21 protein-coding genes are annotated in these 24,092 nt (G+C 61.1%); 8 read left to right on the top strand and 13 right to left on the bottom strand.

Annotation, left to right across the window (positions count from 1 at the left end):
* Window positions 1-49: 49 nt before the first annotated feature.
* Window positions 50-706 (bottom strand): TetR/AcrR family transcriptional regulator, encoded by a 657-nt coding sequence (locus tag V6607_RS17305; protein ID WP_003215344.1) that lies wholly within the window; start codon window positions 704-706, stop codon window positions 50-52.
* Window positions 707-859: 153 nt separating this feature from the next.
* Here V6607_RS17305 and ggt point away from each other — a divergent pair, with 153 nt between their 5' ends.
* On the top strand, window positions 860-2,584 hold the full coding sequence (gene ggt / locus V6607_RS17300; protein WP_003215346.1) for a gamma-glutamyltransferase: 1,725 nt from the start codon (window positions 860-862) through the stop codon (window positions 2,582-2,584).
* On the opposite strand, the gene V6607_RS17295 is transcribed toward ggt, so the two are convergent.
* The 4 genes from V6607_RS17295 to V6607_RS17280 all read right to left on the bottom strand — a co-directional run bounded on the left by V6607_RS17295 (window position 2,581) and on the right by V6607_RS17280 (window position 7,147).
* Complete coding sequence (locus tag V6607_RS17295; RefSeq protein ID WP_134326699.1) at window positions 2,581-4,098, bottom strand: FAD-dependent oxidoreductase; 1,518 nt, start codon at window positions 4,096-4,098, stop codon at window positions 2,581-2,583. The two genes, ggt and V6607_RS17295, sit on opposite strands and share 4 nt — an antisense overlap.
* A 141-nt stretch (window positions 4,099-4,239) precedes the next feature.
* Window positions 4,240-4,761: an AAA family ATPase gene (locus tag V6607_RS17290; RefSeq protein WP_134327681.1), complete on the bottom strand. Its 522-nt coding sequence runs from the start codon at window positions 4,759-4,761 to the stop codon at window positions 4,240-4,242.
* Entirely contained in the window at window positions 4,758-5,321 is a 564-nt protein-coding gene (gene pnuC, locus V6607_RS17285) for a nicotinamide riboside transporter PnuC (RefSeq protein ID WP_134326698.1), read from the bottom strand. Before pnuC ends, V6607_RS17290 begins: the two co-directional genes overlap by 4 nt.
* A 191-nt stretch (window positions 5,322-5,512) precedes the next feature.
* Window positions 5,513-7,147 (bottom strand): methyl-accepting chemotaxis protein, encoded by a 1,635-nt coding sequence (locus V6607_RS17280; protein ID WP_134326697.1) that lies wholly within the window; start codon window positions 7,145-7,147, stop codon window positions 5,513-5,515.
* A 229-nt stretch (window positions 7,148-7,376) separates the two neighbouring features.
* Here V6607_RS17280 and V6607_RS17275 point away from each other — a divergent pair, with 229 nt between their 5' ends.
* Together V6607_RS17275 and V6607_RS17270 are read left to right on the top strand one after the other, a co-directional pair.
* Complete coding sequence (locus tag V6607_RS17275) at window positions 7,377-8,207, top strand: undecaprenyl-diphosphate phosphatase (protein WP_003215357.1); 831 nt, start codon at window positions 7,377-7,379, stop codon at window positions 8,205-8,207.
* Window positions 8,204-8,587, top strand: a complete 384-nt coding sequence (locus tag V6607_RS17270; RefSeq protein WP_003215359.1) for a DUF1294 domain-containing protein — start codon at window positions 8,204-8,206, stop codon at window positions 8,585-8,587. The genes V6607_RS17275 and V6607_RS17270 overlap by 4 nt, the downstream gene beginning before the upstream one ends.
* On the opposite strand, the gene V6607_RS17265 is transcribed toward V6607_RS17270, so the two are convergent.
* The gene (locus V6607_RS17265; RefSeq protein ID WP_032899493.1) at window positions 8,570-8,932 is read right to left on the bottom strand and encodes an MmcQ/YjbR family DNA-binding protein; all 363 of its coding nucleotides are present in this window, start codon (window positions 8,930-8,932) and stop codon (window positions 8,570-8,572) included. The two genes, V6607_RS17270 and V6607_RS17265, sit on opposite strands and share 18 nt — an antisense overlap.
* Window positions 8,929-9,837, bottom strand: coding sequence for a LysR substrate-binding domain-containing protein (locus V6607_RS17260; protein WP_003215364.1), 909 nt, complete (start codon window positions 9,835-9,837; stop codon window positions 8,929-8,931). Before V6607_RS17260 ends, V6607_RS17265 begins: the two co-directional genes overlap by 4 nt.
* 125 nt (window positions 9,838-9,962) lie before the next feature.
* Between V6607_RS17260 and V6607_RS17255 the strand changes: the two genes are divergently transcribed.
* Window positions 9,963-10,574: an FMN-dependent NADH-azoreductase gene (locus V6607_RS17255; RefSeq protein ID WP_003215366.1), complete on the top strand. Its 612-nt coding sequence runs from the start codon at window positions 9,963-9,965 to the stop codon at window positions 10,572-10,574.
* A gap of 227 nt (window positions 10,575-10,801) precedes the next feature.
* Window positions 10,802-11,839 (top strand): dienelactone hydrolase, encoded by a 1,038-nt coding sequence (locus tag V6607_RS17250; RefSeq protein ID WP_008436172.1) that lies wholly within the window; start codon window positions 10,802-10,804, stop codon window positions 11,837-11,839.
* Here V6607_RS17250 and V6607_RS17245 read toward each other — a convergent pair.
* From V6607_RS17245 to V6607_RS17230, 4 genes are all read right to left on the bottom strand, one after another.
* Window positions 11,833-13,017: an MFS transporter gene (locus V6607_RS17245; protein ID WP_134326696.1), complete on the bottom strand. Its 1,185-nt coding sequence runs from the start codon at window positions 13,015-13,017 to the stop codon at window positions 11,833-11,835. The two genes, V6607_RS17250 and V6607_RS17245, sit on opposite strands and share 7 nt — an antisense overlap.
* A 347-nt stretch (window positions 13,018-13,364) precedes the next feature.
* A complete protein-coding gene (locus V6607_RS17240; protein ID WP_008436174.1) occupies window positions 13,365-14,954 on the bottom strand; it encodes an ABC-F family ATPase in 1,590 nt (529 codons plus the stop codon).
* 162 nt (window positions 14,955-15,116) lie between these two features.
* Window positions 15,117-16,355 (bottom strand): MFS transporter, encoded by a 1,239-nt coding sequence (locus tag V6607_RS17235; protein WP_087692676.1) that lies wholly within the window; start codon window positions 16,353-16,355, stop codon window positions 15,117-15,119.
* 541 nt (window positions 16,356-16,896) lie between these two features.
* Window positions 16,897-17,283, bottom strand: a complete 387-nt coding sequence (locus V6607_RS17230) for a TIGR03067 domain-containing protein (RefSeq protein ID WP_134326695.1) — start codon at window positions 17,281-17,283, stop codon at window positions 16,897-16,899.
* 402 nt (window positions 17,284-17,685) lie between these two features.
* On the opposite strand from V6607_RS17230, the gene V6607_RS17225 reads away from it, so the two are divergent.
* Both V6607_RS17225 and lpxO read left to right on the top strand, forming a co-directional pair.
* Window positions 17,686-19,029: a Wzz/FepE/Etk N-terminal domain-containing protein gene (locus V6607_RS17225; RefSeq protein WP_043224670.1), complete on the top strand. Its 1,344-nt coding sequence runs from the start codon at window positions 17,686-17,688 to the stop codon at window positions 19,027-19,029.
* Between the two features lie 262 nt (window positions 19,030-19,291).
* On the top strand, window positions 19,292-20,191 hold the full coding sequence (gene lpxO / locus V6607_RS17220; RefSeq protein ID WP_008436177.1) for a lipid A hydroxylase LpxO: 900 nt from the start codon (window positions 19,292-19,294) through the stop codon (window positions 20,189-20,191).
* Window positions 20,192-20,209: 18 nt separating this feature from the next.
* Here lpxO and ligD read toward each other — a convergent pair whose 3' ends face one another.
* Together ligD and V6607_RS17210 are read right to left on the bottom strand one after the other, a co-directional pair.
* Window positions 20,210-22,708, bottom strand: a complete 2,499-nt coding sequence (gene ligD, locus V6607_RS17215) for a DNA ligase D (RefSeq protein ID WP_134326694.1) — start codon at window positions 22,706-22,708, stop codon at window positions 20,210-20,212.
* A gap of 11 nt (window positions 22,709-22,719) precedes the next feature.
* Window positions 22,720-23,568 carry a Ku protein gene (locus V6607_RS17210; RefSeq protein WP_134326693.1) on the bottom strand — a complete coding sequence of 283 codons (849 nt, stop codon included), beginning with the start codon at window positions 23,566-23,568 and terminating at the stop codon, window positions 22,720-22,722.
* A 196-nt stretch (window positions 23,569-23,764) separates the two neighbouring features.
* On the opposite strand from V6607_RS17210, the gene V6607_RS17205 reads away from it, so the two are divergent.
* Window positions 23,765-24,085, top strand: a complete 321-nt coding sequence (locus V6607_RS17205) for a hypothetical protein (RefSeq protein WP_087692672.1) — start codon at window positions 23,765-23,767, stop codon at window positions 24,083-24,085.
* Window positions 24,086-24,092 lie beyond the last annotated feature (7 nt).

Below are 24,092 nucleotides of genomic sequence, written 5' to 3'. Positions count from 1 at the left end.
GATACACCGCATTCGCGAGCAAGCCCGCTCCCACATTTAGATCCAGGTTCTACCGTTGGATGGGCGGTGTCACGCATACCCCGCGCAACACCAGATCACTGATAAACCCCAGCCAATCCCGCTGCTGGGTCTTATCCGCCAAATCCTCCCCCAAAAACGAACTCAGCGTGTGCTGGTTGGAGTTATAGAAGTAGCACAACGAAGCAATCATCAAGTACACATGCTTGATGTCCACATCTTCACGAAACAGCCCCTGGGCCTGGCCCGCCTCAATGATCGGCCGCAACACCCCAACCGCCTCCCCGGACAACCGCCGCAGTTCACCCGACTGCTTCGCATGCTTGCCCTGGTGCAGGTTCTCGATGCTCAGGATCGCCACAAACTCGGGATGCTTGACGTAGTAATTCCAGATAAACCCCACCAGCGCCTGCAACGCTTGCACCGGTGCAGTCAGGTCGAGCTTGAGCTTGCTTTCGGCCTTGTTGAACTGTTCATAGGTGTGCTCCAGCACACACACAAACAGGTGCTCCTTGCTGCCGAAGTAGTAATACAGCATGCGGTCGTTGGAGTCGGCCTCGCGGGAAATGCTTTCCACACGCCCGCCGGAATAGCCGTCGCGGGTGAAGACCTTGACCGCCGCCTGGAGAATCCGCGCGCGGGTCTGGTCGGCTTGCTGGGCGCGGATACCGGTCTTCTTGATTACCATCGAAAAGCCTCTGCTGCGCGGCGTAAAGGCCCGGAATATAGCATGGGCATTATTCCGTTACCGACAGGCTCTGTCACAAACGCGGCATAACGCTGGGGCTTGGATCGGAAACGTATTACTTTCGAGTTCTTCTAACAAACAGAGTAGCCAGGGATGAAATACCAACCGTTTACCCGAACTTTGATTGCCACCGCGTTGGTGCTGACTGTCAGCGGCGTGCAGGCGGCTTCCCAGGCCCCGGTGGCTGGCGAAAATGGCATGGTGGTCACCGCCCAGCATCTGGCGACCCATGTGGGCGTGGATGTGCTCAAGGCCGGCGGCAACGCCGTGGATGCGGCGGTGGCGGTGGGCTACGCCCTGGCCGTGGTGTACCCGGCAGCCGGCAACCTCGGCGGCGGTGGGTTCATGACCGTGCAACTGGCCGACGGCCGCAAGACCTTCCTCGACTTCCGCGAAAAAGCCCCGCTGGCCGCGACCGCCGACATGTACCTGGACAAGGACGGCAACGTGGTCCCGGACCTCAGCTCCAAGGGCCACCTGGCGGTCGGCGTTCCCGGCACTGTGTCGGGCATGGAACTGGCGCTGAGCAAATACGGCACCCTCAAGCGCGCCCAGGTCATCGCCCCAGCGATCAAGCTGGCCGAAGACGGTTTTGCCCTGGAGCAGGGCGATGTCGACCTGCTGCACACCGCCACCGACGAATTCAAGAAAGACAAAGACCTGCGCGGCATCTTCCTGCACGGAGGCGAGCCGATGCTGGTGGGCCAGAAGCTGGTGCAGAAAGACCTGGCGAAAACCCTGCGGGAAATCTCCGCCAAGGGCACCGATGGCTTCTACAAAGGCTGGGTAGCCAAGGCGATTGTGGATTCCAGCCAATCGGGCAAAGGCATCATCACCCAAGCCGACCTGGACAAATACAAGACCCGCGAACTGGCGCCCATCGAGTGTGACTACCGTGGCTACCACGTGGTGTCCGCGCCACCACCGAGCTCGGGCGGGGTGGTCATCTGCGAAATCATGAACATCCTCGAAGGCTACCCGATGGCCGACCTCGGCTATCACTCGGCCCAGGGCCTGCACTACCAGATCGAAGCGATGCGCCACGCGTACGTCGACCGCAACAGCTACCTCGGCGACCCGGACTTCGTGCAGAACCCGGTCGAGCACCTGCTGGACAAGGATTACGCCGCCAAACTGCGCGCTGCCATCGACCCGCAGAAGGCCGGGATCTCCCAGGACATCAAGCCGGGCGTTTCGCCCCACGAAGGCAATAACACCACCCACTACTCCATCGTCGACAAGTGGGGCAACGCGGTCTCGGTGACCTACACCCTCAACGACTGGTTCGGCGCGGGCGTGATGGCGAGCAAGACCGGGGTGATCCTCAACGACGAAATGGACGACTTCACCTCCAAGATCGGCGTGCCGAACATGTACGGCCTGGTGCAGGGCGAAGCCAACGCCATTGCTCCGGGCAAGACGCCGCTGTCGTCCATGAGCCCGACCATAGTCACCAAGGATGGCAAGGCGGTGATGGTGGTGGGTACGCCGGGTGGCAGCCGTATCATCACGGCCACGTTGCTGACCATCCTCAACGTGATCGACTACAAGATGAACATCCAGGAAGCCGTGGACGCCCCGCGTTTCCACCAGCAATGGCTGCCTGAGGCGACCAATATCGAACGCTTTGCCCTGAGCCCCGACACCCAGAAAATCCTCGAAGGCTGGGGCCACAAGTTTGCCGGCCCGCAGGACGCCAACCACCTGGCGGCGATCCTGGTAGGCGCGCCGTCCCTGGACGGCAAGCCGGTCGGCAATAACCGTTTCTATGGGGCCAACGACCCTCGGCGCAATACCGGGTTGTCCCTGGGCTACTAAAGCCCGCGGATCAGCTCCAGCACCTCGGCCTTCTTCAGCGGGTGCTTCAGGCGTTGCGAGAGCAGCGCCATGGCCCGCTGATGTTCACAGGCAACTACCGCTTCCACTTCGTCGCCCTGGCAGAGCAGGGCGATGAAGTCGTGGCGCTGCAGGTCGCCTTCCACGTGGAGCTGATTCCAGTGGCGGGGGTGGCCCAGCAGTTCAAAGGTCTTGCCGAAGTGATACGTCCAGAAGAACGGCACATCGGCAAACACCTGTTGTGCGCCCAGCATATTGCGCGCCGCCAGCACCCCGAGTTGCTGCGCCACACGCCAGTGTTCGATGCGCACGGGTTGGCCGTTCCATGGAAAGGTCACCATATCGCCCGCCGCCCATAGTCCGGGCGCGACAGACAAACCGGCATCGGCTTTCAGCGACTGGTCCTCGGCTTTTTCCAGCCCCTCGACAAACCCCGTGGCAGGCGTGACGCCGACGCCTATCAGTACCAGGTCTGCGGCCAATCTGTGGCCGTTTTTCAGCACCACCGTCGTCACGTCCATGTGGCCTTCCAGGCGTGCAGGCTCGCTGGCGGTGTGGAATATCACGCCGTTGGCTTCATGCAATTGGCGCAGTGAGGCACCGATGCGCTTGCCCAGTTGGGCCGCCAGCGGAATCTCGTGACGGCCCACCACCTGCACCGTCAACCCGCGCTTGCGTAAGGCGGACGCGGCTTCCAGGCCGATAAAACTGTCGCCGATGATCACTGCACATGTGCCCGGTTGAGCCGCCTTGACGATACGCGCCGCATCGTCCCGGGAGCGCAACACGAACACGTTGTTGAGTACGGTGCCTGGAACATCCAGCGGCCTGGCTTCGCCGCCGGTGGCCAGCAGTGCGGCGTCGTAGTCGAAGTGGCGACCGTCCGCAAGCTCGAGGCGCTTGGCTTGAGGGTCGAGGTGGCGCACTTCGCCGTGGATCCGCGACGCGTGGCAGGTGGCCTCGTCCAGCAAGGGCGGTGTGTCCTGCGGCGGCATCTCGCCGCAGATGACGAATTTGCTCAGGGCGGTGCGGTCGTAGGCGGGGTCCTGTTCCTGGTCGATCCACAACAACCGGCCGCTGAAACCCTTGCGGCGCAGCGTGGCCACGGCCGCCGAACCGGCTGCACCGGCGCCAATCACGATAAAGCAGCGCGAATCGTTGGTGTGCGAGGCAGCGGGCGAGGGCAGTGCTTCGTCGCCCACACTGACCACGCCGTCGTGAATCTCCACCGGGTACTGCTTGAGCTGCACCAGCGCGGGCGGCTCGCAGACCTGGCCGTCATCCACCCGGAAGGCCGCCTTGTGGCACGGGCAAATGATCCTCCCGTCACAGACCACGCCTTGCTCCAGGGGCGCCCCGGCGTGGGGGCAATCCGCCTGATAGGCACGAACCTCGCTACCCGAACGCACCAGCAGGATGTGATGGGCGGCGGTTTCAACACGAACGCCACGGTCTTCGGGCAAGTTGATCAAGCGGGCAACGATGCGCATGTTCATAGGCCAATCTCCTTTTAAGGATTGACCTGTGCCCCAGGTAGAGGACTGCGTTGACCCGATAACCGGTCTTCAGCCCTGCGCGCCAGAGCGTTGAAAGTGGGCCATGCCTAACGAGCGGTGCATGAAAACCGTCCCCGCCGGTCAATCCAGCAGTTGTTCCACAGCTGAAAAGGCCTGGTCCTGGCGTGCTTGCCAATCCCCACGGATGACCCGTAGCGGTAGATGATGTTGCTCCAGCCAGTCACGACTGGCCTGAAAAAACGCCAGGCGATCGGCAAACTCCGGCTGGCAGCGCTGGCCATCGGCGGTCCACTCCACGTCTTCCGGCGACAGCAGCAGGTGCAGGTCGTAGTGGCGGGCGAGCAGTTCGCTGTCGAGCCACGCCGGGTAGTCGCCAAACAGGGTCTGGCTCCACAGCTTGTTGGTCAACAGGTTGGTGTCGAGGATCAGCAATGCCGGCTGCGCGGCGCGGGCGGCATCTTCCCAGGCCAACTGGCCCCGGGCGATCTCCGGGATATCCGCCAGGGTGGTATCGCGCTGGTGGTGGTCGATGAAATCGCGCACGTATTCGCCCACCATCACCCCGCCAAAATGTGCCTGCAACTGGGCGGCCAGCCAGCTTTTACCGCTGGATTCCGGGCCGGCCAGTACCACCACCTTCATGCGTGCAACGCCGGGTCGGCGCGCCATTCACGCCAGCCCTGCACCGCGATCACGGTGAACAAGGCGTAGAGCGCGGCGGTGAGGTACAGGCCTTTGTAGAGAAACAGCCCGACGAAGATCACATCCACGGTGATCCACAACGGCCAGCACTGCACGCGTTTTTGCGCCATCCACATCTGCGCCACCAGGCTGAAGCCGGTCAGGGCCGCGTCCAGCCAGGGTTGGGCGGCGTCGGTCCAGTGGGCCATGGCTGCGCCCAGCAACAGGCTGCCCACAGCACCCACAGCCAGGCCTTGCAGGATCGGTTGCAGGCCCAGGCTGGTGACTTGCCGGCCCTGCTTGACCTCACCGGCGCGGGTCCACTGCCACCAGCCGTAGAGTTGCAGGGCGGCGTAGATCACTTGCAGGAGCATGTCGGAGTAGCGCTTCACATCGAAGAAGATCCAGGTGTACAGCAGCACCATCACCAGGCCGATGGGCCAGCACCACGGGTTCTGTTTAACCGTCAACCAGACAGCGATCACCCCCAGGGCGGCGGCAAACAGTTCAAGCCCGGACATGGCGGTTCCTTGGGGGAGTCGAAGAGGGCGCTGATTGTAACCAATGTGGGAGCGGCGGTGCGACGATAGATCGTTCCCACGCTCTGCGTGGGAATGCAGTTCCGGACGCTCCGCGTCCCGGCTCTGCGCAACGGTGACGCAGAGCGTCACAGGATGCGTTCCCACGCAGAGCGTGGGAACGATCATCGGCGTCAGACCTTGAATTGGCGCAGAAGGCTGTCGAGTTGTTCGCTCAGGCCTTTCAAGTGCGCACTCGCGACGCTGGACTGCTGCGCCGCCAGCGCGGTGCTGTGGGACAAGCCGGCTGCCTGGGTGACGTTCTGGTTGATGTCTTCCACCACATGCGCCTGCTGCAACGTGGCACTGGCAATCGAGGCGTTCAGCCCGTTGAGATTACGCAGCGCCTGGCCGATGGCAGTCAGGCTCGCGCCCGCCTGGCCTGCTTGTTCGATGGTCAGTTGCGAGGCCTGGTGGCTGTCGCTGATGACCTTGACCGCTGCCTCCGAATGGCCTTGCAGGCGCTCGATCATCGCCTGGATCTCTGCCGTGGATTTTTGCGTACGCTGGGCCAGCAGCCGTACTTCGTCGGCCACCACCGCAAAACCACGGCCTTGCTCCCCGGCGCGGGCCGCTTCGATGGCGGCGTTGAGGGCCAGCAAGTTGGTCTGGTCGGCAATCGAGCGGATCACTTCCAGCACGCCGCCAATCTGCGTGCTTTCAGTCGACAGCGTCCGGATCACCTCCACGGCCTGGCTGATGGTGCCGGAGAGCTGGTCGATCCGTTGCAGGCTGCCATCGATATTGAGCTGGCCCTGTTCGGCCTGCACCTGGGCATCGCGCATTTCGCTGGCGGCATGCTCGGCATTTTTGGCCACGTCCTGTACGCCATAGGTGACTTCATTGATCGCCGTCGCCACCAGTTCCATCTGCTGCGATTGCTGTTGGCTGCGGTCATGGGCATCGCTGGCGTTGCTGCCCAGCTCGGTGGACGACTGGCCCAAGGCGTTGGCGCAGGTCTGCAACTGGCCTACCACCTGCCGCAGCTTGGCGGTAAAGCTGTTGAAGTGCCGCGACAATTGAGTGACTTCATCCTGGCCATGGGTGTCGAGGGTGCGGGTCAGGTCGCTTTCGCCACTGGCGATATTGGCCATCGCATTCACTGCCTGCTGCAACGGGCGCACGATGCTGCGGGCGATCAGCACCACCAGCAGGGCCATGATCAGCGCGATCACCAGGCCAACCACCGAGGCTTTCCACACCTGGCCGCGGAACTCGCCTTGCACGTCATCGACATACACTCCAGAGCCGATGATCCAGCCCCAGGGTTCGAACAGCTGTATATAGGAGGTCTTGGCCACCGGTGCATCGGCGCCGGGCTTGGGCCAGCGGTAGTTCACCATCCCCGCGCCCTTGGCCTTGGCCAGGATCACGAACTCGTTGAACACCGCAAAGCCGTCCGGATCGCGGATGGCCGAAAGGTTCTGGCCGTCGAGCTTGGGGTTGGCCGCGTGCATGATCATCACGGGCGTGAGATCGTTGATCCAGAAGTAGTCGTCCTTTCCGTAGCGCAAGCCACGTACCGCGCTCAAGGCTTGCTTCTGCGCCGCTTCACGGGTCAGGACGCCACTGGTTTCGAGGCTGTGATAATAAGTCAGGATCCCGCTGGCGGTTTGCACCACGCGCTGGGTCTGCTCACTCTTGGCCTGGTACAGGTCGCCATGAATCTGCTTGAGCATAAGCAGGCCGAGGGTTAGCAGCATCAGCACGGCGACGATCAGGATCAGCCAGAGGCGCCGGCTGATAGACATATTGCGCAAACTGTTCATGGTCCTGTCACTCCGTGTTCTTATAATTTTGGGTGCTGCATCGACATTTCCGGCTTGTCTGATAGGCTTTCGGCCCAGAATCAAAAAACCTGAGTCCTGCCTGATTTTTCACGGAATTTTCGCAGTTCGGCCTTGATTATTTGCGCTGTGCTTGCAGCGCACTCTTCGTTAGTGAACGTCTAAAAAATATCAACGAGGCATGCCGTGGGCATGACCTTTGGGGGAATCGATGGATCTTTGGACCGCCGTACAGGCACTGATACTCGGCGTTGTAGAGGGGCTGACGGAGTTTTTGCCGATCTCCAGTACCGGGCACCAGATTATCGTGGCCGACTTGATCAACTTCGGTGGCGAACGCTTTGAAGCGTTCAATATCATCATCCAGCTGGGCGCGATCCTGGCGGTGGTGTGGGAGTTTCGACGCAAGATCCTCGACGTGGTCATTGGCTTGCCGACCCAGCGCAATGCCCAGCGTTTCACCGTCAACCTGATCATTGCCGTATTGCCGGCGGTGGTGCTGGGGGTGATTTTCGCCGACCTGATCAAACACTACCTGTTCAACCCGATCACCGTTGCGGCGGCGTTGGTGGTGGGCGGCGTCATCATGTTGTGGGCCGAGCGCCGCCAGCATGAAGTGCACGCCGAAACCGTCGACGACATCACCTGGAAGGACGCGATCAAAGTCGGCTTCGCCCAGTGCCTGGCCATGATCCCGGGCACCTCGCGCTCGGGCGCTACCATCATTGGCGGCCTGTTGTTCGGCCTGTCACGCAAGACCGCCACCGAGTTCTCGTTCTTCCTGGCGATGCCGACCATGGTCGGCGCAGCGGTGTATTCGGGCTACAAGTACCGTCACCTGTTCCAGCCGGATGACCTGCCGGTGTTTGCCATCGGCTTTGTCACCTCGTTCATCTTCGCGATGATCGCGGTCAAGGCGCTGCTCAAGTTCATCGCCAGCCACAGCTACGCGGCGTTCGCCTGGTACCGGATCGCCTTCGGCCTGGTGATCCTGGCCACCTGGCAGTTCGGCTGGATCGACTGGTCGGCCGTCAAGCCATGATCATCCAGCATCCACGCTTCAAGGCGTTGGTGTTTGCACTGTTGTGCGCCGCGCCGCTGTTTGGTGCGGCGCTGCTGGGGTACCGCGGGGTTTCGCTGATCCCGCTGGTGGCCTATGGCGTGGTCAGCGTGGTGGCGTTCCTGCTGTACTGGAGCGACAAGCGCAAGGCTCGCGAAGACAGCTGGCGCACCCCGGAAAACGTCCTGCACGCGGTGGAGCTGGCAGGCGGTTGGCCGGGGGCGTTGATTGCCCAGCAGGTGTTTCGCCACAAGACGCGCAAGGTGTCTTATCAGGTGGTGTTCTGGCTGATCGTGTTGCTGCACCAGGTGTTCTGGATTGATCAACTGTTCCTGGGTGGCACGCTACTCTCGATCTTCTAGCAACAAGCCGACCTGCGTGCGCTTGGGCAGCTTGCTCACCACCAACTGGTGGGAACGCTGCAACAGGCCACGCAGTTCCTCGGCGCCCAGCGGGTAGGGCGTTTCCATGATGATCCACTGCGCCCGCGCCAGGTACGGCGCCGGGTGGATGCCGGGGCGATCCACATGGCCCAGGAACAGCTCCTTGTCGACCTTGAACGCCAGCGAGTCGCCCCGCAGGTTCTGCAAGGCAAACATCTTGTTGCCGGCAATCGAAAACACCCGCACGCCGCCCCATTTGTAATCTTCCCGCGCGCCGGGCAAGCCCAGGCAAAACGTGGCGACTTGTTCTTCGGTCATTCTCATAGCAAACGGTCTCCGCAACCTTTGAAGGCGTTATCCAGGTGGTCGATCCAGGCCCGCACGGCCGGCAACACACCGCGCCGATGTGGGTACACCGCCTGCAACCAGCCACCCGGCAATGACCATTGCGGCAAGAGCTGCACCAATTGGCCGTTGGCCAATTCCTCCTCGCAATACATCATCGGCAGCACGGTAAACCCCAGGCCGGCGAGGGCGCAGGCCTTGCGTACCAGGAAATCATCGATCCCCAGCCGCGCTTCCATCACCAGGTCGTGGCTGCTGCCCTCCGGGCTGAGCATGCGAAAGTGCACCATGCGGTCTGCTTCCAGGGCGCCCAGCACCGGCAGTTGCTTGAGGTCTTCCAGGGTGTCGATCTGCCGCTCACGCACAAAGTCGGGGCTGGCGACAATCGCGGTCTGGGCCTGGCGCAGGCGCTTGGTCACCAGCAGCGGGTCTTCATCCCCAAGCTCGCGCACGCGCAAGGCCACATCAATGCCTTCGGCCACCAGGTCGACGCGACGGTTGACCAGGTTCATCTCCAACTGCACCAGCGGGTTGGCGGTGAGAAACTCCGCCACCACGGTCTGCAGGAATTGGTGAGCCAGGCCCACGGGGCTGCTGACCCGCAGCCGGCCACGGGGTTCGCTGGACATGCTGGCCACTGCCTCATCGGCCATTTCCGCCTCCAGCAGCATTGCCTGGCAGTGGCGCAGGTAGCGTTCACCCACGGCGGTGAGGGTCAGTTGGCGGGTGGTACGTTGCAGCAAGCGGGCGCCGAGGCGTTCTTCCAGCTCGGCAATGCGCCGCGACAGCCGCGACTTGGGAATCCCCAGCAGTCGCCCGGCAGCGGCGAAACCGCCGGCTTCCACCACCTTGGCGAAGTAGTAGAGGTCATTCAGATCTTGCATGGTCGGCCTATTGTCCTGTCAGTGGGACGAATAATCGCATATTGCCTGACTAATCGCTGATTGGTTTCATCTGTAGGCTTATTTCCATTCCGTCGCCCTTGGCGATGCTTACTTGGAGATTAACCATGAAACTGTTGCATATCGATTCCAGCATCCTCGGCGACAACTCGGTTTCCCGTCAGTTGAGCGCAGGTGTCGTCAAGACTTGGCAGGCGGCCGAGCCAGGCGTTGAAGTGACCTACCGTGACCTGGCCAGCGAAGGCATCAACCACTTTTCCGGCGTGACCCTGGGTGCACTGGGCACCGCTGCCGAGCTGCGTGATGCCGTACAGAAACATGAAGCCGAGCTGAGCGCCAACACCCTCGCCGAATTCCTCGCGGCCGACGCCATCGTCCTGGCTGCGCCGATGTACAACTTCACCATCCCGACCCAACTCAAGGCCTGGATCGACCGTATCGCCGTCGCCGGCCAGACATTCCGCTACACCGAAAACGGTCCTGAAGGCCTGGCCGGTGGCAAAAAAGTCATCATCGTGTCGACCTCCGGCGGCCTGCACGTTGGCCAGCCTACCGGTGTGGCTCACGAAGACTACCTGAAAGTACTGCTGGGCTTCCTCGGCATCACCGACATCGAAATCGTCCGCGCTCACGGCCTGGGCTATGGCGATGAAGTGCGCAGCAAGGCGATCAGCGACGCCAACGCAGTGATCAACGAACAATTGTTTGCCGCAGCGTAAGACTTGTGTAAATTTTGCTGTTCCTCGATATCAATCTGATTCGAGGCGCCTAAACTCTGTATTCTGCTCGCCTGAAAAGCGATCGGAGTACGGAGTTTTTTCGTTTACCCGCTGTCACTACTTTGGCCCAGGTTATGCACGCATGGGTAAACCCTGCCAGTCCGAGCGCCTGAACCATGGATACTTCAACAGCTACGCGGGCTTACGCAACAAAGGTGGACATCCCCATGATGCGTCTTTGTGCAGTCTTGGTTCTCTCCCTGCTCGGCGGCCTGATTTCAGTGCAAGCCGCGCCCGCGCCGCACCCCCATTGGAGTGTGGGCTTCCACCGCATGACTTTTCTCGACCCGCTGGATCTGCAGCCGATGAAAGCCGTCGCGTTCTACCCGTCCACCGGCCTGGAACACACCACCCAGGTGGGCGCTTATCACATCGCCGCCACTGAAGACTCGAAAATCGCCATCGGCCGCTTTCCAATGCTGATGCTGTCCCACGGCAATACCGGCACGCCCCTGGCCCTGCACGACCTCGCCACCTCCCTGGCGCGCAAGGGGTTTGTGGTGGTGGCGGTGCTGCACCCTGGCGACAACTACAAGGATCACAGCCGGCTGGGCACCTTGAGCAACCTGTACGGGCGCCCGATCCAGATTTCCGAAGCGATCACCGCCACCCTCGGCGACCCGATGCTGTCGCCATTCGTCAACGTCGACCAGGTAGGCGTCATCGGTTATTCGGCCGGTGGCGAAACCGCGCTGATCCTCGCCGGCGCCAAGCCGGACCTCGACCGCCTGCGCCGCTACTGCCAGCAACGCCCGGAAGATCGCGACGCCTGCACCACCAAGGGCGAGTTGATCGTCGACCGCGACGACCTGCAACCGCAGGCCGACCCGCGTATCCATGCCTTGATGTTGATGGCGCCGTTGAGCCTGATGTTTGGCCGCCACACCCTGGCGGACGTGCATGTACCGGTGCTGCTCTACAGCGGCGACGGCGACAAGCTGGTGGCCGTGGACAAGAACGCCGAGGCCCTGGCGCGCAAACTGCCGGAGCCGCCGGACTTCAAGCTGCTGGCCGGGGCAGGGCACTTTGTGTTCATGGCGCCTTGCGACGAGAGCCAACTGGCCGCGATGCCCGCCATGTGCACCGATGCTGACGGGGTTGACCGTGAAAGCATACACCGCGACCTGATTTCCGAGGCCGGGCGGTTCTTTAATCACACCCTCGGGCAATCCACCCGGGCGGGCTTGCAGACGGCTGATCAGTAAGCGCGGCGCTTGAGCAGCAACGTCAGGCCCAGGCCGGTGACCGAGAGCAGGGCGGCGCAGAAGAAGATCCACGAGTAGCCCAGGTTCAGCGCCACCGCACCCATCACCGGCCCGGCAATGGCCAGCGCCAGGTCAAAAAACACCGCATATGCACTCAACCCGGCGCCCCGGCTGCTGTTGGGCACCTGCTTGATCGCCTCCACGCCCAGCGCCGGGTACACCAGCGACAAACCAAAGCCGGTCAGCCCGGCGCCGATCAAGGCCACGCCGGTGGACGGTGCCAGCCACAGCAGCGTCAGGCCCAGGGTTTCGATGGTCATGCAGGCAATCGCCGCGGTGAAGCCGCCGAAGCGGTTGATGGCAGAGATAAACACCAGCCGTGACAGGATGAAACACACGCCAAATACCGTCAGGCACCAGGCTGCGCCCGTCCAGCCACGGCTCAAGTAGTAGAGGGTGATAAACGTGGTGAGGGTGCCGTAGCCAATCGATGCCAGGCACAGGCTGGCGCCGAACGGCGCGATACGCCCGAATACCGCCCAGAAGGGCAGCCGCTCGCCGCGCACCACGGGCACCGAAGGTTTGTTGCGAATCAGCAGCAGGCCCAGGGCGGAAAGTGCCGTGAGGGCGATTCCGAGGCTGGTGTAGCCGTAGTCGGCAACCATCACCACCCCAAGCGGTGCACCAATGGCAATCGCGCCGTAGGAGGCGATGCCGTTCCACGAGATCGATCGTGCCGTATGTTCGGCACCGACCGCGCCCATGCACCAACTGATGGTGCCGACGCCGATCAGGCCCTGCGCGACGCCGAGTAACAGCCGGCCGACAATCAATATGCCGAGGCTCAGCAACGGCAAGCTTTGCAGCAGCGTGGCGATGAACGTCAGCACCCCGCTCAGCAGAATCCCGCTCAGGCCCAGCACGATAGCGCGCTTGGTGCCGACGTTGTCCGACATGCGCCCCGCCATGGGGCGGCTGAGCAGCGTGGCCAGGTATTGCGAGCCGATGGTTATCCCGGCGACCACCGCGCTGAAACCCAGCTCACCGTGGACATAGCCGGGGATGACGGCAATCGGCAGGCCGATACAGATAAACGCGATAAACGTGTAGAAAACGATGGAGACGATCTGCAGGGTGATCGACAAGGAGCTGGGGGTGGCGGGCTGTGTGGCAGGCATGGGGACTCGTTCGCGGGCGGGCGGTGAGGGCATCATGGCAAGGGCTTGGGGTAAAAGGAAGCAGGCTAACTATATTTGATGATATTGCGGCCCGTGCCTATCCGGCTTTGGATCCATGGGGCCTCCCTGGCCCGGGACGACTAAAGCGGACGCGGTAAAGTGTGGGAGCTGTCGAGCTTTAGCAAGGCTGCGAAGGCGGCGGCATGGTCAATAAAGATGTTGCCTGGCACACCGCTATCGCGGCCTCGCTAAAGCTCGACGGCTCCCACAGAAAAGCAGAGCCATATCCCAAAAAAAAGCCCCATCACACTGGACGGGGCTTTCGCATTTCAAACTACCGGCGGCTCTTAGAAAACCACACCCTGACTGCGCAGGTAATCGTCATAAGTCCCGCTGAAGTCGATCACCCCACTCGGGCTCAGCTCGATGATGCGGGTGGCCAGGGACGACACAAACTCCCGGTCATGGCTGACAAAGATCAGCGTACCCGGGTAGTTCTCCAACGCCAGGTTCAGCGCCTCGATGGACTCCATGTCCAAGTGGTTGGTCGGCTCGTCCATGATCAGCACGTTCGGCTTTTGCAGGATCAGCTTGCCGAACAGCATGCGACCTTGCTCGCCACCGGAAATCACCTTCACCGACTTCAGGATCTCGTCGTTGGAGAACAGCATGCGGCCCAGGGTACCGCGAACCACTTGCTCGCCTTCCTTGGTCCAGCGGCCCATCCAGTCGAACAGGTTGGACTCGTCTTCGAAGTCCGAAGCATGGTCCTGGGCGTAATAGCCCAGTTCAGCCGCGTCGGTCCACTTGACCGTACCGGCATCCGGGGTCAGTTCGTTGACCAGGGTACGCAGCAGGGTGGTCTTGCCGATACCGTTCGGGCCAATGATCGCCACGCGCTCGCCGGCTTCAACCTGGAAGCTGAAGTCCTTGAACAGCGTCTTGCCGTCAAAGCCCTTGGCCATGCGATCGACGATGACCGCCTGGCGGTGCAGCTTCTTGGTCTGGTCGAAGCGGATGAACGGGCTGACGCGGCTCGATGGCTTGACTTCGGCCAGCTGGATCTTGTCGATCGCCTTGGCACGGGAAGTGGCCTGCTTGGCTTTCGAGGCGTTGGCCGAGAAGCGGCTGACGAAGGATTGCAGCTCGGAGATCTGCGCTTTCTTCTTGGCGTTGTCCGACAGCAACTGCTCGCGGGACTGGGTCGCCACGGTCATGTATTCGTCGTAGTTGCCCGGGAACAGGCGCAGCTCGCCGTAGTCCAGGTCGGCCATGTGGGTGCAGACGCTGTTCAGGAAGTGACGGTCGTGAGAGATGATGATCATCAGGCTGTTACGCTGGGTCAGGATGTTTTCCAGCCAGCGGATGGTGTTGATGTCCAGGTGGTTGGTCGGCTCGTCGAGCAGCAACACTTCCGGATCGGAAAACAGCGCCTGGGCCAGCAATACACGCAGCTTCCAGCCTGGTGACACTTCACTCATCGGGCCGTTGTGCTGCTCGATGCCGATACCCAGGCCCAGCAGCAACTCACCGGCGCGGGATTCGGCGGTGTAGCCGTCCATCTCGGCGAAGTCGGTTTCCAGCTCGGCCACGGCCATGCCGTCGTCTTCGGTCATTTCCGGCAGCGAGTAGATGCGGTCGCGCTCGGCCTTGACCTTCCACAGCTCTTCGTGACCCATGATCACGGTGTCGAGCACGGTGAATTCCTCGTAGGCGAACTGGTCCTGGCGCAGTTTACCCAGGCGCACGTTCGGCTCCAGCATGACCTGGCCGCCCGACGGGTCGAGGTCGCCACCGAGGATTTTCATGAAAGTCGACTTGCCGCAACCGTTGGCACCGATCAGGCCATAACGGTTGCCTGCGCCGAACTTGACCGAAACGTTCTCAAATAGCGGCTTGGCGCCGAACTGCATGGTGATGTTAGCTGTGGAGATCAATTACTTTACCTATCAATAGCTTGGAGTGCGCTAATTTGAGCCGGGCCCATTTTGTGGCCCAGGCCAACGGGCATACGTCGGCAGCGACATCAAGGCTTGGGGCCCAGTCGCTGAGCAGAAAAATGGGTGCATGTTGGAATTTGGCGCGCATTGTCGCATATGTCAGGCGGGAGTTGTATGGCGCTGCACGGATGGATTCGCCCGAGTCTCCGGCATTGCCACCCACACCAGCCCCAATGCGACGGCCGCCACGCCGGCCAGGGTCAGGAACGCGGCGTTGTAACCCGCCCACTGCACGACAAAACCTGCCAGGCTGCTGCTCAAGGCCGCCCCGAGGCCGAATGCCGTGGACAGCGCGCCCAGGCTGACATTGAAGCGTCCGGTGCCCTGGGTGAGGTCTTTGACGATCACCGGAAACAGCGCGCCGAACACCCCGGCGCCGACCCCGTCAAGCATCTGCACCGCCACCAGCCAATAAGGATCACTGGACAGCGTATACAACACGCCCCGTAGAGGCAGGATCATGAAACCGGCGAGCAGCAACGGCTTGCGCCCCCACACGTCGGCCTTCACGCCCACCAGCCAGGCCACCGGCACCATCACCAACTGGGCCGCGACGATGCAGGCCGAGGTCAGCGGCGTGGCCATCTGCAGGTTGATCTGCGACAGCTTCTGGCTGACCAGCGGCAGCATGGCCGCATTGGCCAGGTGAAACAGCGCGCAGCAGATGGCAAACAGCATCAAGGGCCTGTTCGCCAGAAGCACGGCCAGCCCCGACGGTTGTTCATGGCCGGTGCCATGCGCAGGGTCGAAACCCCGTGCGACTTCGTGGTCGATTGCCTGGGCTGACACGCAGCTGACCGCGATGACACTCGCCGCAGCCATGACTGCCATCAGATAGAACACCGCCACCGGGCCGAACAGGTAGGCGAACCCACCAGCGAGCAGGGCCGCCACCGCGTTGCCGGCGTGGTTGAAGGTTTCATTGCGGCCGGTGCGCCGGGTAAAAGCGCGCGGCCCGGTGATCCCGAGGGAAATCGCCGAGATGGCCGGCGCAAACACCGAGGCCGCCGCTGCACTGGCCGCCTGGGTCAGCGCCACCAGGCTGAAGGAGCTGACGAAGGGCAGGAGCAGGCAACTGGCAGTCACCAGCAGCGCGGCGATCACGATCACTGCCCGTTTGCTGCGGGTTCGGTCAATCAATGCGCCGGCCGGGGTCTGGGTGAGCAGGGCCGCGATGCCGGCCAGGGTCATGACCACGCCGATGCTGGCGGGGTCCCAGTGGTGCACGGCCAGCAGATAAATCGCCAGGTACGGCCCCAGTCCGTCACGCACGTCCGCCAGGAAGAAGTTCAGGCTGTCCAGGGACAGGGTGTTGCGCAGGTCAGAGCGAGTGGCCATGGCACGGTCTTCAGGCAAGAGGTCGGTAGCAGTAGTGACCCATGGCGTGAAGGTATAGTTTCTGAAGGCGGCGTTGCACTCGTATGGCAATACAAGCAAAAACATTTACAGAGTGGAGCCATTTGCATCGAAAAATAGCGCTGATCGAGGCTTTTTCAGGGCTTTTTATTGTTAACAGTTGAACATCCAATAAGCCTGGCTTATTTTCCGTCCGTTCGCCCTACAGTGAAGGCTCTTTACCGGTTCAAGGATGGCGAGGCTTTCGGTGTAGGGCGGACTTCTTTTGTCGCAATGACCGGAACATATTGGAGACGCAATGGACATGCTGTCAGCCCAGGTATCAAAACCAGCCCGCTCAACTGCCCCGTGCTACACCCTCACCGCCATCAAGCGCCCGTGCTGATTGGCTGCCGTGCAGGCAAAAAAAGGCCCGTGGGGTAGACGGGCCAAGGTGTTCACTGGAGTAGGTAGCCTTCACCCTATAGGTCAACACGTGAAGGCCATGTGAAAACCATGTCGCAGGAACGGATGTATCTCCGTGTCAGGGTTTGCGCACGAACGTGCGCATGGTTTGCCCTGGGCCGGTACTGAAGCGGGTAGGGCGGGGCATGCCTTCATCTGCCGCAATAAACACGAAGTGATCACCTTCCAGCCGGTAACTCGCGGGTAACTGCTTGCCGGCATCCTCTCCCATCGAGTCAACCCAGGTAATGCTTTTGGGTGCCGTGCTGGCATCGAGCGTGAAGCTGCCTGCCAGTAAAACCTCGCCGTCGACCGTCACCACCTGGAATTGATCGCCCGAGATTGTCGTGATCGCGCCTGGCGCGCTGTGTTCATCCGTGGGATTGAGCGCGCCATTGTCTTCCAGTGCCGTTTGCTCCCATGCGCCCTGGAGCGCCTCAAAGTCATCAATTGAAACAGAGGTCATACAAATTCCTTTTTTTTGGTTGAAAAATGATCAGTCAATGCCCTGGGGTGTAGGCGCCTGACGGATGAGCTGAATCGATTTTGTGAGAATTGTCTGTTTTCTCAAGGTTGCGTACGAATTTTCCCAATATTCACGGGTATTTAGCGCCATTTTATGCGTTGATTCGGAAACGGTTCTTTACAAGTTCGTCTACGCTCAGCACCAGGGTAGGGACTCCTGGGTATCTGAACGAAAACAATCTACGGTGATGTGGGATTTTTCCGTGACCGAGGTGGTCGGATGACCATCGGTAGACCGTGTGTGTCTTGTGTACAGGGCGTTGTCCCTGATTTTCAAGCGGTCATTCAGTATTTGATGAATATGTATGACCGCTGACTGTCGATTTTTTAAGGTGCATCAGTTTTGAATAAAACTCCTCGGCTCCACGCTCATGCGGCATCGGACGAAATTGATCTGTTTGAACTGTGTCATGGTATCTGGCGACAAAAGAAGTTAGTGCTGGGTTGTACAATTCTCGCGGGAGTCCTGGGCGCTGGCTACGCATTTCTGGCACCGCGGGAGTATGAGGTCAGCAGTGTGCTGCGCCCTGCAGCCATCAATGAACTGGATGCACTGAACCGCTCCGAAGTCTATAAGTTGCCCCCGGCGGACGCGCTGAATAAAGTCGGCGCACAACTGGACTCCTACGAAGCCCGCCTGGGGTTCTTCAAGTCGCATGAGGACCTTTTCAAGGCGTTCCAGAAAACCGGGCAAAGCCTGGAGCAGAGTTTTGAAGCATTCAATCGAAACTCGATCAACCTTATTCTGCCGGATCCAAAAAAAGCCGACTCCCTGAGCAGTTATATCCGGCTTGAGTTGCAATACCCCAAAGACATCGACGGCGTTGCCATTCTCAACGGCTTTGTGGACTACGCCATCGCGTCGGAACGCGCCCAAGTGGGTGCAGACCTGAAAGTGATCGTCAATAACCGCCTGAACGAACTCAAGGGCAAGATTGACGCAGCGCGCTCCAACTACGAAACCGATAAGGAGTCGAAAATTGCCAAGCTGCTTGAGGCCGACCGGCTCAAGCGCGCTCAATTGGAAGACGAATTGGTTGCCCTGCGCTTGCAGATGAAAATGGAGCGAACGAACCGACTGGCGGAGTTGGCCGAGGCCATCTCCATCGCCAAGTCGATGGGCATCAAGACGCCGACTACCCCGTCATCCATGGCGGATGCCTCTCGTGGCGGCTCCAATCAAATGATGCGCACCGAGGTCAATAATCAGAAAATCCCGCTGTACTTCCTCGGGACAGAAGCGCTTGAGGCGGAACGTACGGCCTTGCTGGCGCGCACCAGCGACGACTTCACTAACGGTCGCGTTGCGCAGATTGGCAAAGAGTTGCAGATGCTGGAGGTCAACCGAGAAGTCGAGGTCCTGAAAAAACGCGGGAATGAAGACATTTTCTTGCAGGATGTTGAACCGTTACGCGCGGAAGTCGCGCGGTTGCGGAGCCTCAATATCGACATGAGTGACCTCAAACTGGTCACCATTGACCGTCGTGCCCAGGAGCCACTCAGCCCGATCAAGCCTAAAAAAGGCCTTGTGATAATGCTGAGCGTGGTTGCGGGGTTGATTCTGGGTATGCTGATTGCACTGGTCCGCCATTTCATCCTGGCACGGCGCGAAGCCATACCCTACTCGCAGCTGGATGAACATCGGCTTGCTCTGCGTCCACGCAAGGATGACGAACCGAAAATCTGACGCCTTCAGCAGCGGGCAGGCCGCCCGGCAAGCCCGCTGCTGCTCTTCCTGGCATACTCACTGGACACCTTTTCACAAATCTTGATTAACCTTTGGTTACAAAGTGTGGCTAAAATAGCTGCCAATGGCCACGACCGGATTGTCACCCAGCCGTTCGTGTTGCCGGTTTTGTGAATTGTGATTTCAGGTGCTGCATCTTCAATCCTCGGCCGTTGTGGGCACGCGGGAGCAGCCTGTTCTCTTCTGACTTGTGACGAATACCTTGAAACTCATCATTGTTGCTCTCTACGTTGCCTCTATTGCGTATGTCCACCTGCGTGGCCGGGTGCGCCACAAGCTGGGGCGCCAGCTCAGCGATCACTCGACCTTCCTGGCTCCGGTGAACTGCTTTCTCTACCTCTTTTCCAAACTGCCCAGCCGACCGTACCTGTCCCCCAGCGACTTTCCCGACCTGAGCCCGCTTCAGGAGCATTGGCAAGAGATCCGCGAGGAAGGCCAGAACCTGCTGCGCGCAGGCGAGATCAAGCGCTCCGACCAGTACAATGACGTGGGTTTCAATTCGTTCTTCAAGTCGGGCTGGAAGCGTTTCTATTTGAAGTGGTACGGCGACAGCCATCCTTCGGCGATGAAGCTGTGCCCGCGCACCACCGAGCTGGTGCAAAGCATCGGCTCGATCAAGGCCGCGATGTTTGCCGAGCTGCCACCGGGCTCAAAGCTGGTACGCCATCGTGACCCGTATGCCGGTTCCTACCGTTACCACCTGGGCCTGGACACGCCCAACTCTCCGGGCTGCTACATCAACGTGGACGGTGAAAACTACTACTGGCGCGACGGTGAACCGGTGATGTTTGACGAGACCTTTATCCACTACGCCGAAAACACCACCGAGCAGAACCGGATCATTCTGTTCTGCGATATCGAACGCCCGATGAAGTATCGCTGGGCGGCCGCGTTCAACCGTTGGTTCAGCCGCAACGTGATGGCTGCGGCCGGTTCGCCCAACGATGCCGGTGACAAGACCGGCGGCCTGAACCGTGCGTTTACCCGCCTGTACAAGATTCGCCTGCGGGGCAAGGAGTTGAAGAAACGCAACCGCACCCGTTACTACCTGGAAAAATGGGCGATCTTTGCCGGCCTGGCCGCGATCTTCATCCTCATCTGAACCGGGCAGCGGAGCGCATCAGCCTGGCGGATGCGCCCCCAGCTTCTCCCACATCTTCTTGCTGATCTTCTGCCGATTGGCATAACCCGCCCACGGGTCCTTCTTCAAACCCTGCAAACGCTCGTGCAGGTTAGCCACCGTCCATTGTTGGGCGCTGTGCAGACTCTTCAACTCATCACGACTCACCGGTACCGATACCGGCAGGCCGGGCCGCGCCCGCACCGAGTAGGCGGCTACCGTGCTGGCGCCCCGGGCGTTGCGCAGGTAGTCGATGAAGATCTTGCCCACGCGATTCTTCGGGCCCGAAGTCGCGGTAAAGCGTTCAGGCAACTGCAGCGTCATGAACTGGGCGATGGCCTTGGCGAAGGCTTTTACCGAGTCCCAGCCGTCGCGGCGCGCCAGCGGCACCACCAGGTGCAGGCCTTTGCCGCCGCTGGTCTTGACGAACGCTTCAAGCCCCAGTTCATCGAGTACCGACAAGGTCAGTTGCGCCGCTTCAAGCATGCTTTTCCACGGCAGTGCCGGGTCCGGGTCGAGGTCGAGCACAAAGAGGTCCGGGGCTTCAATCTTGTCAGCGGTAGCGCCCCAGGTATGCAACTCGACGGTACCCATCTGCACGGCACCGATGAGCGCGGCCGGGCTGTCGATTTCCATCAGCCGCGCATGGCCCGGGTCCAGGGCCTGGTCCAGTTGCTTGATATTCGGGATCGCCAGGCGCTCGGAGTGCTTCTGGAAAAACTGTTCGCCGGCAATGCCTTCCGGTGCCCTGAGCAAGGATACCGGCCGGTTGCGCAGAAAGGGCAGGAGCCATTCGCTGATGCCCTCATAGAACTGTGCCAGTTGCAGTTTCTGTGTAGCGCTCTGGGCATCGATGACTCGGTCCGGATGGGTAATCCTGACCCCAGCCACGGCGCCGGTGCCCGCCGTCTTTTTGCGGGGTTTTTCCTTCAGCGATTTGGCCGTCCGCGGCTGCTCATGCACAATCTGCTCCGCCGGCTTGTCGGTGCGCAGCCCGACAAACGCCGCCTGGCGCACCACACCTTCGCGGGTCCATTCGGCAAATTGCACTTCGCCCACCAGCTGCGGCTCGACCCAGTGCACGCCGCGTGCCTGGGCACTGGTCAGGGGCTTGGCCAGCGGTGAAGTCTGGCGTTCCAGCGCCTTCAACTGTGCACTGATCTTTTTCAGCGCGGCCTGATCGAATCCGGTACCTACGCGCCCGGCATACACCAGGCCGCTGTCATCATTGACCGCCAGCAACAGCGCGCCAAACCCGCTGCGCGAACCTTGCGGGCGAGTGAACCCTACGATCACGAATTCCTGGCGCAGCCGGCACTTGAGCTTGATCCAGTCCGGGCTACGCCTGGAAACGTACGAGCTGCCGGCACGTTTGCCGATCACGCCCTCCAGCGCCAGGTCGCAGGCACTCTCGAAGATATCCCGCTGGTTGGCAGCAAAGGACTCGGAGAAGCGCAGCAGCTTGCTCTTGCTGCGGCTAACCGCGTCCTTCAGTGCGGTGCGGCGCTCTTCGACAGCGGCTTCGCGCTGGTCGCGGCCGTCGAGGAACGGCGCATCGAACAGGTAATAGACAATGTCCAGGCTGCGGCCGATATCAAAGGCGTTCTGCAGCGCCTGGAAATCCGGCAGCCCGTCGGCGTTCAGGCTGACCACCTCACCGTCGAGCCAACTGTCCTTGAGCTTCAGGGCTTCCAGGGCCTTGGCCTGGCGTGGCAGGCGATCGGTCCAGTCATGGCCATTGCGGGTGAACAGCCGAACTTCGCCATCGCGAATCCGCGCGAGGATGCGATAGCCGTCGAATTTGATCTCGTACACCCAATCGCCTTCCGGTGCACGGTCCACCAGTGTCGCCAGCTGTGGCGCGAGTTGATCGGGCAGGTCGGTTGAGGGCTTGCGCCTGGCTTTCTTCGGCGCTGCGGGCTTTTTCACAGCCCCCACCGTTGCGTCGCTCAGCACGCTTTTCGGTTCAGCCTGAACCACATCGTAGTCAGCCACCGGGCGTGCCTGCTGATCGTTCTCCTTGATCAACAACCACTGCTCCTTGTCGCCGCTGCCCTTGAGTCGGATGCGCACCAGCGTCCAGTCGCCTGCCAGTTTTTCGCCGATCAGGCTGAACTTCAGCTTGCCGGCCGCGTAGGCCTTGTGCGGGTCATCGTGGGGCTGCCATACACCGCGATCCCACACGATCACATCGCCAGCGCCGTATTGGCCTGCCGGAATGCTGCCCTCGAAACTGCCGTAGCCCAATGGATGATCTTCCACATGCACCGCGAGGCGCTTCTGGCTCGGGTCGAGGCTTGGGCCCTTGGGCACCGCCCAGCTTTTGAGGACGCCGTCGAGCTCCAGGCGAAAGTCATAATGCAGGTTGCGCGCATCGTGCTTTTGAATCACGAACGACAGGGCATGCGCCCGGTTCCTGGCGCGAGGCGCACTGCCGGCGGGTTCGGCGGTCACATCGAAGTCGCGCTTGGCGTTGTATTCACTCAGGGGCTTGGCCATGGCGGTCTACCTCATGAAGCCTTGCTGGTCTTTTTCGCGGCAGGTTTCTTGGCTGCAGCCTTGGTCGCGGGCTTGCCGGCCAGGCTGCGCTTGAGCAACTCCGTCAGGTCGATCACGTCCGCGGATTTGCGCTCATCCACACCTTCACTGGATTCCACGTCTTCGATCTTGCCGGCCTTGGCCTTCTTCGCCACCAGCGCCATGATCTTTTCCTGGAAGCTGTCGCGGTATTCGTCCGGCTGCCAGTCGGCGCTCATGTCTTCCACCAGACGCTTGGCCATGTCGAGTTCGCCCTTGGCCAATGTCGGTTTGGTCACGTCGCTGCCCAATTCCAACTCGTCCAGGCCACGCACTTCGGCAGGCCAGCGCAGCATCACCAGCACCAGCGCCGACTCCAGCGGCATCAGTGCCGCCAGGTGCTGCTTGGTGTGCAGCACCACGTTGGCCAGGGCGACCTTGCGGGTTTTCTTCAGGGTTTCGCGCAGCAGGGCATACACCTTGCCGCCGCGCTTGTCGGGGGCCAGGAAGTAGGGCGTGTCGATGTTCTGCAACGGGATCTGGTCGCTGGCCACAAACGCGATGATTTCGATGGTCTGGGTGGACTTGGGGTGGGCCGAGCGGATTTCGTCTTCGCTGAGGATCACGTAGCGACCTTTCTCGTAGGCCACGCCCTTGACGATATTTTCCTTGGTGACTTCCTTGCAGGTGGTCTTGTTGATGCGCTTGTAACCCACCGGGTCCATGCTGCGTTTGTCCAGCCAGTCGAAGTCGACGCCCTGGGAGGACGTGGCCGAGACCAGTGACACGGGGATGTGCACCAAGCCAAAACTGATTGCGCCTTTCCAGATAGCCCGTGGCATGTCGGTATTCCTGAAGTGTGTGGTCTTCAGGTGACAGGGCGGATTCGGCAAAAGTTTCCCTGGCCAGCCGGCTGGCACCAGGGTTTCAGACAGATCGTGTTACACCTGATGAGAAACTATTTAGTTACCAAAGCCGAACCCAAGGCGTAGCGTGTTATCGAAAGCACGTATTACTTGCGCCCAGAGAGGCTTTGTCATGAACACCCGTTTGCGCAACCTTGCCGTATTGGCGTTGGGCCTGGCCTTGAGTTCGTTGGCACAGGCGCAAAACCTGCCCGGCAGCAGCAACAACCCCTACAACGGCCCCATCCACCAGGCCAATCCCAACAGCATGCAGGGCACCCAGCCCAACGCGCCGGCAGCGCGAGGCACCTATATTCCGCCGGCACAGCGGCCGCCGACCCTGCAAAACGGCGGTATCGGCAACAGCGTCCAGCGCCGTGACGGCGCGCAGACCCCGCCGGCTATCCAGCCCAAGGCTCCCACCCGTGACGCCAATGGCAATCGCGGCGATTGAGTGTGTA

Origin of the sequence: Pseudomonas sp. KK18, from assembly GCF_037094675.1 — a bacterium.
In the GTDB taxonomy this organism is placed as follows: Bacteria; Pseudomonadota; Gammaproteobacteria; order Pseudomonadales; family Pseudomonadaceae; genus Aquipseudomonas.
The sequence above is the reverse complement of the archived record's forward strand: the minus strand, read 5'-3'. Positions and strand labels throughout refer to the sequence as shown.